A 13648-nucleotide genomic window follows, 5' to 3' on the forward strand; every position below is an offset into this window, starting at 1 on the left:
CTTTGCGATAGTCTGTATTCAAATATATTTAATTAAAAATATTATCGCTGTATTAAGTGAGATAGGAAGAGTAGGAAATGTAGATGAAGATAAGATATTTATTCATGGCGTTAATTGTTTTATCATTTACGTCATTATTCATTGGTGTAAAAGATATTACCCCCCTGGATTTATTGGATCTAAGTGATGATAAAGTGCAAATCATGCTGCAAAGCCGTTTCCCCAGAATGGTGACCATAATCATTGCCGGTATTGTGATGAGTATAAGCGGTCTGATCATGCAGCAATTGAGCCGCAATAAATTTGTATCCCCGACGACTGCCGGTACCATGGACTCTGCAAGGCTGGGACTTCTTCTTGCCATTATCATTTTTCCATCGGCGGCACTTATTGAGAAAATGGCATTCGCATTCATATTCGCTTTGGCAGGTACATTCTTGTTCATGAAAATTCTTGATCAAGTGAAATATAAGGATACGATTTTCATTCCATTGGTTGGTTTGATGTTTGGTAATATCGTCGGATCCATCTCGACTTTCTTTGCCTATAAATATGATTTGATTCAAAGCCTCAACACATGGATGAATGGGGATTTCTCGATGATCATGTCGGGAAGGTACGAACTTATATATCTAAGTATCCCTCTCGTCATTCTCGCATACTTCTTTGCCAATAAATTCACTGTGGCAGGGATGGGTGAGGAGTTTGCTATCAATCTAGGACTCAATTATAAGCTTATAGTCAATTTTGGGTTGATCATCGTGGCATTATCCTCCACTGTCGTTTTGTTAACGGTGGGAACGATTCCTTTCATAGGACTGATCGTACCAAATATTGTATCCCTTTACCTTGGTGACAATTTGAAAAAGAGTCTTTCTCATACAGCATTACTAGGGGCAGTTTTCCTATTGATCTGCGATATTCTGGGCAGGATCCTCATATATCCATTTGAAATCCCGATCGGACTCGTGGTTGGTGTCATAGGAAGCGCCGTATTTATCTATCTGATAATGAGGAGAAAGGCATATGAATAATAAAAGTAGAATCATTATATTGGCTGTTCTTGCAGCAGCTTTAACGGCAGGTTATATCTTTTGGGACCTTGGCCCGAATTGGGATTATGCTCTGCCGAGAAGGGTCATAAAAATCATCGCCATCATCGTGGTTGGTTGTGCAATAGCTTTTTCAACAGTGATTTTCCAGACGGTCACGAATAATAAAATCTTGACACCAAGCATTTTAGGGTTGGACTCCATGTATATGCTGATCCAAACGGGAGTCATTTTCATCTTCGGTTCAACGCATATCATGATCGTGAATAAAAATCTCAATTTCCTGATTACACTTGCGGCCATGCTTATTTTTTCCAGCCTGCTGTTCAAGTTCATGTTCAAGAAAAACCGCAATATTTACTTCCTATTGCTGATCGGTATCATCTTCGGAACCTTATTCGGCAGCATGTCCTCATTCATGCAGGTATTGATTGACCCGAATGAATTTCAAATCATTCAAAATAAAATGTTCGCCAGCTTCAATAATGTCAACACGGACCTGTTAACTTTAGCTATTATCCTCATGATAGCGGCAATGATATATTTCATGAGATTCTTGAAGTATTTAGATGTCATGTCCCTAGGGAGGGACCAAGCCATAAACTTGGGTGTGGATTATGATTTTGTCACGAAGCGGGTTTTAATCGTCGTTACGGTTTTAATCTCCATTTCGACTGCCCTGATCGGTCCGATCACGTTCCTCGGATTGCTTGTTGCAAATGTGGCTTATCAATTCATTAAGTCCTATCAGCATAAACATATCATCCCGGGTGCAATGCTGATCAGTGTGATTGCCCTGGTCGGCGGCCAATTCATTGTGGAGAGGATCTTTACGTTCACTACCACATTGAGTGTCATCATCAACTTTGTCGGCGGTGTCTATTTCATCTATCTTCTATTAAAGGAGAATAAATCATGGTAGAAGTGAAAAATTTATTCAAAAAATATAATAGTAAAACGGTTGTCGAGGATGTTTCCATTGAAATAATGAAAGGCAAAATCACATCCTTCATCGGTCCCAATGGAGCGGGGAAAAGTACCGTCCTTTCGATGATCAGCCGGCTCATTACCCGGGATTCAGGAGAAGTCCTGATCGATGGTAAGGATATGGGGAAATTCAATAGCAATGAACTTGCGAAGAAGATTGCCATCTTAAAGCAGGCTAACCACATCAATATCCGATTAACGATTCGTGAACTCGTCGCCTTTGGCCGTTTTCCGTATTCACAAGGCAAGCTGACCAAAAAGGATTGGGAATATGTCGATGAAGCGATTGAATATATGGAACTTGCAGACATGCAGGATAAGTTTCTTGACCAGCTTAGCGGCGGGCAGCAACAGCGGGCCTTCATTGCCATGGTTATTGCTCAGAACACGGAGTATGTACTACTTGATGAACCCCTGAACAATCTTGACATGAAGCATTCCGTCCAAATCATGAAGGTATTGAGGAGATTGGCCGATGAATTAGGGAAAACGGTCATTATCGTCATTCATGATATTAATTTTGCATCCTGTTATTCCGACTATATAGTCGCATTGAAGGATGGCAAGGTTGTTCATAATGGACCTACCGAACAAGTCATCAATTCCAATGTATTAAAGGAAATCTATGATATGGATATTGAAATCCAAAATATCAATGACAATAAGATCTGTGTGTACTTCACTTAAGACAATTCCATTTGGTTTTAAATTACTTCAGTATTCGTAGCCGTCCCAGAATATCTCAAACGCACATTAGGCTGTTAAGAGTTGGCGGGCGCCCAGGACTTTAGCCGCCTCCTGTTCATATGGCAGGGAAAGTGATGAAGGTAAACTCTGTGAAGGTGAGGATTCAATATGTAATTTTAAATAAAAAAATACTTTTCGAGGTGACCATAATGATTAAGAAATTATCTTTACTGCTTTTGGTTGCAATGCTGGCTGTAGTGGCTGTAGCTTGTGGATCAGATAAGGAAAAAGAAGAATCAAGCGCGAAAAAAGAAAATGCTAAAAGCGAAGAAATTACAGTTAAGCACCAACTAGGAGAAACGAAAGTAAAAACAAACCCTGAAAAAGTCGTTGTATTCGATATGGGTGCTCTTGATACTCTTGATAAATTGGGTGTAGAAGTGGCAGCTGTTCCTCATGATGGCCTTCCAAAATACCTTTCTAAATATGAAGGTACAACTGAAAATGCCGGCGGATTAAAAGAGCCTGACTTCGAAAAAATTAACGAAATTGCTCCTGACTTAATCCTTATTTCTGGCCGTCAATCTGATGCATATGAGGAATTAAGCAAAATTGCCCCTACTGTTTTTGTTGGTGTAGATACAACAAAGTATATGGAATCATTTGAAGAAAACGTAACACTTTTGGGTAAAATCTTCGATAAAGAAGACGAAGCAGCTAAAGAATTGGCAAGTGTTGAAGAAAACATCAATGCTTTGAAAGAAAAAGCTCCAACTGACAAAACTGGTTTAATCGTTCTTTCCAGCGGTGGAAAAGTAAGTGCTTACGGACCGGATTCAAGATTTGGAATCATCCATGATGTATTCGGAGTACCTGCAGTAGATGATAAATTGGAAGTATCGACACACGGTCAAAGTATTTCTTTCGAATATATTGCTGAAAAGAATCCTGACTACCTATTCGTTGTAGATAGAGATGCTGTTGCCGGTGATGGTGCTGCAGCGAAAGAAACGATTGAAAATGACATCGTAAAAAATACAAAGGCATTTAAAGAAGGTAACATCATTTATCTAGACCCTAACTACTGGTACTTATCAGGCGGCGGTTTAGAATCTGTTAACGCTATGGTTAAAGAAGTTTCAGAAGGCATTAAGTAATATAAATATGATTAAAGAAAATCCTGTCCTCGATCGAGGGCAGGATTTTTTTATTTTTTATAATAAAGCTCGATGAAACCAATATACTAACAAAGGGGGCGAAAGAATTCACATATAAAGTTGAGAAACACAGGTAAGCTTATAAGGTCCCCCACGACCAAATTAAGGGGAAATGGGAAAAGGACAAGGTATATTCACTCCAGTTGCTTTTTATAGCTTATATGGGCTGAAATCGAAGGAATGTGACCCTACAGTCGATATGAAAAAATTCAGTTTCTTCCTATTATAATGTCAAATCCATGGATACTTGAAGCTTTCCGTTTCCAAGAGGAGTTTTATAAATTGTAATATAAGTTAATTTTGGTAAATCAAATCTTTTATGGATGATAAAAATTATCCTTAAAGTATAAATATAAAACTAATATGATCAGGATTTTCAGGAAATATTTTTGAAAAAAGCTAATAAAGAAATTGGAGGGAATGATGTCGATATTACACGAAATCCATTTGTTATTTTATGGGATTTTGGAGCGGCAGGATGCAATTATGAATGAGTCAAACTTTTGCAGGCTTGGATTTTGAATGGGGTAACAAAAGTGCGGAGGAGAGATGCATCCATGTATTCGGCAATCCAGTTTCAACTGTCGAAATATCGGGAAAGGAATCCTCGGAATTACAGGTATTCTTCAATAATTGAAGATTTATATCTTTACATATTTTGTAATGTACTGGTTTTTTTATTAAGAGTCGTTTATAATGAAAAAGGTTCAAGGACGTGAAACTAAAACAGTGACTGTCATCCGCAGTCACCCCAAAAAGTTACGGTAATATTTATTGGATTAAGACATGGAGTTCCTATATATTTGTTATAGGTGCGCTGAACATTCGAGACGGGCGAACCTCTGTATTTTTTCAAAGGCTTGTTCATAAGCTAAAGAAGTGTTCTGGATTTAGAGTTATGGATGTGACAAAAGGTGGTTTTCACAATCTTGACTATCCAAGTGAAAGAATGCTATTATAAGGTTTCCGATTTTCCGTCTTTTGTAAGTTTGTAAAAATTTATATAAATAAACCACTAGATTAATAGAGGTGAAAGCATGAATAATTTTCTTAAAAAAAGCCGGCATTTATTTGCAGATAACATACTAGGCTTTTTCTTTATTGCGGTAGTCTTGTTTTGGATAAAAACTTATATTGGATATCGAATTGAATTTAACTTAGGTCTTGAGAATGGCCTGCAACAGTTCTTGCTGTTCATAAACCCGATTAGTTCAGCCATATTATTCTTTGGCTTGGCACTATTGGCTAGAGGCAAAAAATCGTTTAAATGGATCATCAGGTTGAATCTATTGATGTCCCTATGGTTATTCTTCAATATTGTATACTACCGGTCATTTACCGATTTCATTACATTGCCAACCCTGACGCAAGTACAAAATGCCGGGGATTTAGGACCGAGTATTTTAGAATTATTTAAAGGTCATGATGTATTTTATTTCCTTGATACGGTTCTTTTGATCGTATTGTACAGATTCAAAGACTTTAAAGTGGAAGACTTCAAAGTCAAACGCCGTACAGTCGGAATGGTTTACCTAGCGGGACTTGCAATTTTCGCAATCAATTTAGGACTTGCTGAAAAGGATCGCCCACAATTATTATCAAGAACATTCGACCGAAACTATATCGTCAAATATTTGGGCATGTTCAACTATACGGTTTATGATGCCGTTCAGAACACTAAAACATACGCTCAGCGTGCGACTGCTAACAGCACGGATATCGCAGAAGTCGTCAACTATACGAAAGCAACAAGCGCTGAACCGAACCCTGAGTATTTTGGTGCAGCCAAAGGCAAGAATGTCATTTACCTGCATTTGGAATCGATGCAGAATTTTCTTATCGATTATAAGTTGAATGGGGAAGAAGTAACTCCATTTTTGAACTCACTTGCACATGATAAATCAGATTTCATGCACTTTGATAATTTCTTCCATCAAGTAGGCCAAGGTAAAACGGCGGATGCTGAATTCATGCTTGAAAATTCCCTGTTTGGCTTACCACAGGGGGCAGCATTCACAAACCGTTCCCAAAATACGTATCAAGCAGCACCAGCTATTTTAGGACAACAAGGATACACATCTGCTGTGTTCCATGGTAATTACAAATCTTTCTGGAACCGGGATAATATGTATAAGTCTCTTGGTTTCAATCAGTTCTTTGATGCAAACCATTATAATATGGAGAATAAAGAGGAAGTACTAAGTTATGGATTAATGGATAAGCCGTTCTTTAAGGAATCGATTCCAATGTTAGAAACGCTTAAACAGCCTTTCTATACAAAATTCATAACGGTATCTCATCATTTCCCATATGCAATGGACCAGGAAAAAGCAACAATCGGTAAGCATACGACAGGTGATGCTTCCGTTGATAGTTACTTCCAAACTGCACGCTATGCCGATGAGGCGCTTAAAGAGTTTTTCGATTATCTGAAGGAATCCGGTCTATATGATAACTCGGTAATCGTTATGTATGGTGATCATTATGGTATTTCCGAAAACCATAAAGAAGCCATGTCAAAAGTTCTTGGCGAGGATGTTGGCGCATTTGAGAATGCCCAATTGCAACGTGTACCATTATTGATTCATGTTCCAGGTGTTGAAGGCGGGGAAATGCACCAATACGGAGGACAGATTGATCTTCTCCCGACTTTATTGCATCTGTTAGGAATTGAATCTAAAGATTATGTACAATTCGGTTCAGATTTATTGTCAAAAGATCATAATGAAGTAGTACCTTTCAGGAATGGTGATTTTGTAACACCTGATGTCACTTCCATTAAAGGGAAATACTACGATACTAAAACAGGAGAATTGGTCGAGGAAAATGATGATATCCTCAATTATAAAAAGAGAGCTGAAACGATGCTCAATTTATCCGACCAAGTAGTGAACGGCGACTTACTCCGTTTCTACACTCCAAATGGTTTTAAACCGATAGACCCTGCTGATTATGATTACACATATGATGAAGAGGCTTCTAAGGAAGATAAGACCGATAAATAAGGCTAATGAAAAAACAGGCAGGAAGCCATCGCTTCCTGCCTGTTTTTTATATGTGTCATTCTTTATTGGTCATCATGGCAATATACTTTCTAATTTCATCAGGCTTCCCTGCATATTTTTCAGCACGCTGTTCATCCTTCATGATTTTATCCTTCGCTTTATTCAGGATTTCTTCACCCTTTGCTTGTGGCACGACCACGACTCCATCCATGTCACCTATGATGATGTCACCTGGAAGTACCGTGACACCTCCACAGGAAATGGTGATATTTGTTTGGCCTACACCTGCCTTGCCGCTTGAGGCAACCGTCGTCCCTTTGCTGAAAACAGGGAAATTCAATTCTTTAATCGCTTCAAGATCGCGAATGACTCCATCGATAACGAGACCGCCAACTTCCATGGTCTGCATCATGCCGACGACAAAGTCTCCTGCTATAGCCCGGTATGTATCACCCTTGCTGTCAACGACAATTATATCCCCAGGCTTTGCTTCACCAATTGCTTTTAACACGGCTGAATTATCACCGACGGGCATCTGTACGGTCAAAGCTCGTCCGGCCAGACGAAACTCTTCCTTTAAGGGTTTAATCGCCGATTCCAGATTGCTCAACCCGTCCATTGCATCAGAAATCGCCGTGGTGGGCAAATTCCTGAACTGTTGAATAAGAGTATCCATGACTATGATTCCTCCTTAAGAGTTAATGAATATAGCCTAATTATACACAAATTCTGTAATTTTCTAATAACTTTCCGTTTGATAAAATGGCAAATGTAGTGTAAACAATTTATGAAGGGGGAGGGAAGTTCTTCTGTCGCAAGGGGGTTCAAGTCAAATTCCTTTTTAATCAATCGTTTGATTAAACTTTATAGATCATCGTTATGAAGGAATTGAAATCACTTAGCAGTAAGGGTGAAATCCAACGCGCCGGCCTGTTGCCTGCTGGTTCCGTATGTACTTCTGAATGTTGCGCATACCCTCGGTGTTTTCCTGATGTGGGTGTCAGCGAAGAAATCCATAACTCAACCAGTGTGCGGGAGACTAATTACAATCTTCAAAGCAGGAGCAGAATCAAGACGGATGTTGCCAGTGTAAGCCAAAGGGGACTGAAAATTTCTGGATGAATGATTAAAAAAATGATTCCTGCAATAGTGGCAGCCTGCTGTATGGTCATATGTCTGATAAAGTGGATTCCAGCTTTAAAACAGGCTTTAAGCAGAGGCATTTGATTCATTTTCATTCCTCCTTTTTCTTTCAATAATATGACCAGGCATAAAAGAAAATACATAGGGATTCGTTTTCTGCTCAATTATTACGGGTATAGTAAAGGTAAAATAAAAGGAGGAATCTAGGTGGTCATTGTATATATTAGTCTTGCCCTCTTTATCGGAGCGATTATCTATTTAGCGTTTTTTGCTTTTAAAACATTTAAGGATTCCAAACCCACAATTGAAAATGTGACTGAAACCGTTACACGCATCCAGGCCAAAACGGACCAGATTAAATCGGAGACGGACCAACTCGCCATGACACAGCAAGAAATCACTGAAGATGTCCAATATAAAAAAGAGGCCGTGCAATATACGGTTGAGGCGGCTAAAGAAATACCTGAACCCTTTAAAAATATTTGGTTTTCAATTAAAGGTGACAAGTGGAAGCTTAGAAACAGAAGCGATGCATAAGTGTTTGACCGATTTGAAATGTACATGATATAGTATGGAAAGAATAAGTTTCTAGGGTTCCTCGGCTGAATTTTACCGGAATGGTCCAAGAGAAACGCGCAGGAACCTGCGTACACGGAGGGAAAAAAGCCCGGGAGGTTATGATTTATGACCTTTCGGGCTTTTTTTGTAATTGGAGGGAAAATAGATGGCATGGGTTCAATTGGTGATTGCAGGATTATTTGAAGTGGTATGGGCGACAAGTTTAAAGTATACCGAGGGTTTTACGAAATTATTACCTTCTATCATTACGATTGCTGGCATGGTTATTAGTTTTTACTTTTTGTCATCGGCTATAAAAACGCTGCCTATGGGGACAGCGTATGCAATTTGGACAGGAATAGGGGCTCTTGGAGCTGTTCTGGTAGGCATCATCGTATTTAACGAGCCTAAGGATGCGATGCGTTTGGTATTCGTCGGTTTCATTTTGGTGGGAATAATCGGCTTGAAGGTCACTTCTTCTGAATAATCTATCCACTCCTCGCAAATAGTAATGTTAAATGATTTTTGAGGAGTGAAGAATATGAATTATAAAGCGATAGTATCAAGTGCGATGATGGCTTTAATGATTACAGGTTGTGCGACTAATGATAACGAAGGAGCCAGTGAAAATCTTGGCCTGAATCGTTCCCATCAGGATAATTTAGATAATCCGATGAATGTAAGCGACACAAGGCAAAATGTTAATGATGAAAATAATGCTAATAATAATAATGGTATTAACGATATGAGAGTCTCCGATGATATTTCAAATCGAGTTGAAGCCATGAAGGAAGTAAGTAACGCGAGTGTCATCGTGACTGAAAATAATGCTTATGTAGGGGCAGTATTAAAAGATGGCGGGGATAAGGATATCTCGAATGACCTTAAAGAAAGGGTTGCTGATACAGTAAGGGGAGCCGATCCATCAGTAGACCAAGTTTATGTGTCGGCAAACCCGGATTTTGTTCAAAGAATTGAAGGGTATGCGAATGATATCGAGAATGGAAAACCCGTTGCAGGATTCGCTGAAGAGTTCCGTGAACTTGTAACACGGATTTTTCCAAGTCAAAGGTAATTGGTTATTATTGAATTAAAGACTTATCCGGTGGATTCCGGATAGGTCTTTTCCTATTTTAAGGATATCGGTGGATCATGACTAACTTTAAATAGGGTGGTTACAATAATCGAATGAACTAAAAAACTTTTGAAATGTAATGGGGGTGGGATGGTGAGGTTTTTTAAGGGCAGGGGGAAAATGGATGCAGCATCCTTTCAGGTTACTTCCAAGGATTTTCAGGAACTCCTTAAAAAATTTAAGGCATCTGATGATTTTCTTACCTTCCAATTCCCGAATGATGATGGCTATATCATCTCTTACTTCAATTCACTGGTTAGTGCACAACAGCTTCATGAACAAGTATTGGCAGTCATGTCGAATCAACCAAAGAAGGTCCTTAAGCAACTAAAAGGCGATATTCCGATGGAAGATATGAAGTTGACTGCTGATCTAAAAGACATTCAAAGGTTGGTTTTGGCAGGATCGATCATGATCCAATTCAAGCAAGATGATGAAATATGTTTGCTCATTCCATGTGTTCACAGTGTGAAAAGGCAAATTTCCACACCCGAGTCGGAGTATACCGTCGTTGGGTCCAAGGAGGCCTTTGTTGAATCGCTTGATTCTAATTTGAATCTGATCCGTAACCGGTTGCCCACTCCTGAATTGCAGTCCAAGGAATTTCGGGTCGGGAGCATCTCGCAAACAAGGATAGCGGTACTCTACATAGATGGGGTGGTAAATCAAAAGATCATTAAGACAGTCATGCAGAGAATTGAAGATATAGAATATGATACAATCGTCGATATTTCGTTTGTAAGCCAGATGATCACGGATAATCGGAATTCGATGTTTCCGCAATTGATTGACACGGAGCGGCCTGATCATCTGGCCAGTGTATTATCGGAAGGGAAAATAGGGATCATGCTGGATGGGTCTCCTCATGCATTGGTTGGTCCAAATACCATCATTTCATTCTTCTCGTCATTTGAAGATTATTTTCAAATTTGGAATCTCGGTACTTCATTCCGTTTGATTCGGCTTTTCGCAGTGCTGTTTTCCGTTTTGTCTTCACCTCTATATGTGGCCGTTCTAACCTATCATTATCAAGTGATTCCAACGGATTTGCTGCCAATCTTAATATCATCCAGGGGAGTGATCCCTTTTCCGCCGATCTTGGAAGCGATCGTGCTGGAAGGGACGATCGAATTGCTGAGGGAAGCGGCGGTCAGGCTGCCTGCTAAGGTTGGCTCTACCATCGGCATTGTTGGCGGTATAGTCATCGGTACAGCCGCTGTGGAAGCGGGATTTGTCAGTAATGTCTTGTTGATGCTTGTCGCTTTGGCTGCATTGGCTTCATTTACGGTGCCGATTTATCAAATCAGCAATACGATTCGTCTTATCCGCTTCCCCTTTCTAATTGCAGCCCAGTTATACGGGCTGTTTGGAATAGCATTATGCAGTGCCTTCATTTTAAGTCATTTATTGAAATTGACTTCGCTTGGCAGTCCATATTTAGACCCGCTTTACCCCTTAAGAATTCATGACTTTAAAGATAGTCTGATTCGCCTCCCATTTTCAAAACAGAAAAAACGCCCGCAGTTTCTGCGGACGGAAAATCCAATAAGGATAAGGAAAGAGGCGGAAACGCAAAACTCCCATAATGATATCGATGAATAAGGTATAGAAAGCGGTGAGAAGGTATGGAAGTCAAACCAAATGAAACTAAACAAATATCTCCATTTTTTGTTTTTTTTCTGATGCCGGGCATGCAGATTGGAGTAGGGATATTGGGGTTTGAACGGATCATAGCGAAAGAGGCTGGCCAAGACGCATGGATATCGGTCCTCATATCAGGGTTGATCATAAATGTTCTGCTTTGGATGTGTTTCAAGCTTTTAGGCAGGGGTCCCCAAACAATTGACTTGGTCGCCATCCACAAGGATTTGTTTGGTAAATGGGTCGGAAATGCTTTCAATATTTTATTCATCCTCTACTTTATAATGATCTCCATCATTCTTATCAGGACTTATTTAGAAGTCATTCAGGTTTGGATGTTCCCTGGTGTCAATGTCCTGATGCTAACAACCATCATTCTTATGCTCGTGTATAGTTTTGTGGAGGGGGGGTTCAGGGTCATTACCGGTTTTTGCATAATCGGGCTTATTATCGGATCGCCATTATTCCTTTTGAATTATTTCCCATTGAAGTTTGCCCACTTTGAAAATTTGGGTCCTTTTCTTGATCATTCCTTTTTGGCAATCATGAAGGCCTGTAAGAAAATGACCCTGAATTACCTTGGCTTTGAATTGCTCCTCATTTATTATCCTTTCATTAAAAATCGTGAAAAATCTCAAAAGTGGGCCCACTTAGGGGCGTTGTTTACTATGTCGATCTATTTAGTATCGATTGTTGTTTCATTAGCCTACTATCATCAAGATCAGCTGAAAGATGTAATTTGGGCAACTTTGACGTTATGGAAAATCGTAGACCTTCCATTCATTGAAAGGTTCGAATACATAGGGATTTCCGTTTGGCTGTTCATGGTGCTGCCGAATGTTTGCATAGGGGTTTGGGCAGCAAGCAGGACAGCAAAAAGAGTATTTGGATTAAGACAGAAAAAGATGTTGGTTTTCATTCTGATCATCATCTTAGTTTCCTGCATTTTTTTGGATAACCGCTATAGAATCGATAAATTTAACACGATCAGTTCGCAAATTGGTTTCTATATCGTTTATTTGTATCTTCCACTCCTATTCCTATGGCAGTCGATCGTCTATAAAGTCAGGGGGCATAAATCATGAAAATCAAACTACTCTTGATAATATTAGCAGGCTTTTTGATGACGGCGTGCGGCGTGGAAAAGCAAATATTAGAAGATATATTAATTGCTGAAGTCGTAGGTTATGATGATGCCGAAGAGAAAAGAATCCAAGGTACGGTCGTTGTCAGTGTTCCTCAGCCTGGGGAGGAAGCAGATCTGGGTAAAGAAGTATATGAAGCGAACTCCCATGATATAAAGTCGGCCCGCCAGCAAGAAAATGCAAAAACACCATACCCGATTGTCGGCGGAAGACTGTCAGTCATTCTATATGGTGAAGAATTGGCAAGTAAGGGGTTGAATGATTATGTCGATACATATAGGCGTGACCCAATGGTGGGAAGGGATTTGTATTTAGCTGTCGTTCATGGCAAAGCGGAGGATGTAGTTAAAATGGAGCCGAAGTTGATTAAAACTCCAGGAGTTCAAGTGAAAGAGCTGATCGAACAGAATATAAGGACTAATTTGCCTGATGTAGATCTTCACAGGTATTTATATGCGTATCATGGTAAAGGAATCGATCCGGTCATGCCTTTATTGGAAACAACAGGAGACCAAATACGGGTGAGAGGGATCGCCTTGTTTAAAAAGGATCGTTATATCGGTAAATATATCCCTTATGAAGACGGCTTTTTATATAAAGTCCTTAGTGAAAACTTTAAGCTGGGGAGTTATGAAATTAAATGGAAGGAAAATGACTTTACCGATATCAATAACGTGGAGTCACGTGTCCAGTATCATATTTCGAATGCCAATCAAGACCCCAAGGTCAGGATTGGAGTGAAAATGAAAGCGAGTCTGCTAGAGGTCCAAGGCTATGACTTGGGCAAAGCGGTCGACCTGAATAGAATAGAGGCCAGGGCCGAGCGGGTCATTGGTAAAAAATTAAATGAGATGGTAACCATGTTTCAGGAGAACAATATAGATCCGCTTGCACTCGGTGATCACGCTAAAAGTAAAACAAGAAATTTCGATCAAAAACATTGGGAGGAGGCATATCCCGATATTCCGATCGAGGTCGATCTGGATATTGAAATGATTCAAACGGGAATAGCTGAATAAAAGTAGAATATTCTGGAGTTTCCCCCTTTATAATAGGGTATTGGTGTAATGATTGTGCT

General features: G+C 39.6%; 14 protein-coding genes and 1 riboswitch. Of the genes, 12 read left to right on the plus strand and 2 right to left on the minus strand.

Features of this window, described 5'->3' with window-relative positions; translation table 11 throughout:
* Positions 1–83 precede the first annotated feature (83 nt).
* The 6 genes from ACQKMF_RS13240 to ACQKMF_RS13265 all read left to right on the plus strand — a co-directional run bounded on the left by ACQKMF_RS13240 (position 84) and on the right by ACQKMF_RS13265 (position 6948).
* Positions 84–1034, plus strand: coding sequence for an ABC transporter permease (locus ACQKMF_RS13240; RefSeq protein ID WP_260358723.1), 951 nt, complete (start codon positions 84–86; stop codon positions 1032–1034).
* Positions 1027–1974, plus strand: coding sequence for an iron chelate uptake ABC transporter family permease subunit (locus ACQKMF_RS13245; protein ID WP_402943630.1), 948 nt, complete (start codon positions 1027–1029; stop codon positions 1972–1974). The genes ACQKMF_RS13240 and ACQKMF_RS13245 overlap by 8 nt, the downstream gene beginning before the upstream one ends.
* Entirely contained in the window at positions 1968–2726 is a 759-nt protein-coding gene (locus ACQKMF_RS13250) for an ABC transporter ATP-binding protein (RefSeq protein ID WP_402943633.1), read from the plus strand. The genes ACQKMF_RS13245 and ACQKMF_RS13250 overlap by 7 nt, the downstream gene beginning before the upstream one ends.
* 212 nt (positions 2727–2938) lie before the next feature.
* A complete protein-coding gene (locus ACQKMF_RS13255) occupies positions 2939–3883 on the plus strand; it encodes a siderophore ABC transporter substrate-binding protein (RefSeq protein ID WP_427573762.1) in 945 nt (314 codons plus the stop codon).
* A 550-nt stretch (positions 3884–4433) separates the two neighbouring features.
* A complete protein-coding gene (locus tag ACQKMF_RS13260; RefSeq protein ID WP_402943639.1) occupies positions 4434–4580 on the plus strand; it encodes a hypothetical protein in 147 nt (48 codons plus the stop codon).
* A 400-nt stretch (positions 4581–4980) separates the two neighbouring features.
* Positions 4981–6948, plus strand: coding sequence for an LTA synthase family protein (locus tag ACQKMF_RS13265; RefSeq protein ID WP_402943642.1), 1968 nt, complete (start codon positions 4981–4983; stop codon positions 6946–6948).
* A gap of 55 nt (positions 6949–7003) precedes the next feature.
* Here the strand turns inward: ACQKMF_RS13265 and ACQKMF_RS13270 are convergent, their stop codons facing one another.
* Together ACQKMF_RS13270 and ACQKMF_RS13275 are read right to left on the minus strand one after the other, a co-directional pair.
* A complete protein-coding gene (locus tag ACQKMF_RS13270) occupies positions 7004–7624 on the minus strand; it encodes an RraA family protein (protein WP_427573610.1) in 621 nt (206 codons plus the stop codon).
* A gap of 376 nt (positions 7625–8000) precedes the next feature.
* On the minus strand, positions 8001–8180 hold the full coding sequence (locus ACQKMF_RS13275; RefSeq protein WP_101223679.1) for a hypothetical protein: 180 nt from the start codon (positions 8178–8180) through the stop codon (positions 8001–8003).
* A gap of 118 nt (positions 8181–8298) precedes the next feature.
* Here ACQKMF_RS13275 and ACQKMF_RS13280 point away from each other — a divergent pair, with 118 nt between their 5' ends.
* From ACQKMF_RS13280 to ACQKMF_RS13305, 6 genes are all read left to right on the plus strand, one after another.
* Complete coding sequence (locus ACQKMF_RS13280) at positions 8299–8628, plus strand: DUF948 domain-containing protein (RefSeq protein ID WP_101223678.1); 330 nt, start codon at positions 8299–8301, stop codon at positions 8626–8628.
* A 40-nt stretch (positions 8629–8668) separates the two neighbouring features.
* A riboswitch (guanidine-I (ykkC/yxkD leader) is annotated at positions 8669–8767 on the plus strand.
* A gap of 48 nt (positions 8768–8815) precedes the next feature.
* Positions 8816–9136 carry a quaternary ammonium compound efflux SMR transporter SugE gene (gene sugE / locus ACQKMF_RS13285; RefSeq protein ID WP_101223677.1) on the plus strand — a complete coding sequence of 107 codons (321 nt, stop codon included), beginning with the start codon at positions 8816–8818 and terminating at the stop codon, positions 9134–9136.
* 54 nt (positions 9137–9190) lie between these two features.
* Positions 9191–9724, plus strand: a complete 534-nt coding sequence (locus ACQKMF_RS13290; RefSeq protein WP_402943649.1) for a YhcN/YlaJ family sporulation lipoprotein — start codon at positions 9191–9193, stop codon at positions 9722–9724.
* Between the two features lie 150 nt (positions 9725–9874).
* Positions 9875–11386, plus strand: coding sequence for a spore germination protein (locus tag ACQKMF_RS13295; RefSeq protein ID WP_427573613.1), 1512 nt, complete (start codon positions 9875–9877; stop codon positions 11384–11386).
* Positions 11387–11409: 23 nt separating this feature from the next.
* Positions 11410–12510, plus strand: coding sequence for a GerAB/ArcD/ProY family transporter (locus ACQKMF_RS13300; protein WP_230176183.1), 1101 nt, complete (start codon positions 11410–11412; stop codon positions 12508–12510).
* Positions 12507–13589: a Ger(x)C family spore germination protein gene (locus ACQKMF_RS13305; protein ID WP_427573616.1), complete on the plus strand. Its 1083-nt coding sequence runs from the start codon at positions 12507–12509 to the stop codon at positions 13587–13589. The genes ACQKMF_RS13300 and ACQKMF_RS13305 overlap by 4 nt, the downstream gene beginning before the upstream one ends.
* Positions 13590–13648 lie beyond the last annotated feature (59 nt).

The organism is Peribacillus sp. NPDC101480, from assembly GCF_050277335.1.
Taxonomy (GTDB): domain Bacteria; phylum Bacillota; class Bacilli; order Bacillales; family DSM-1321; genus Peribacillus.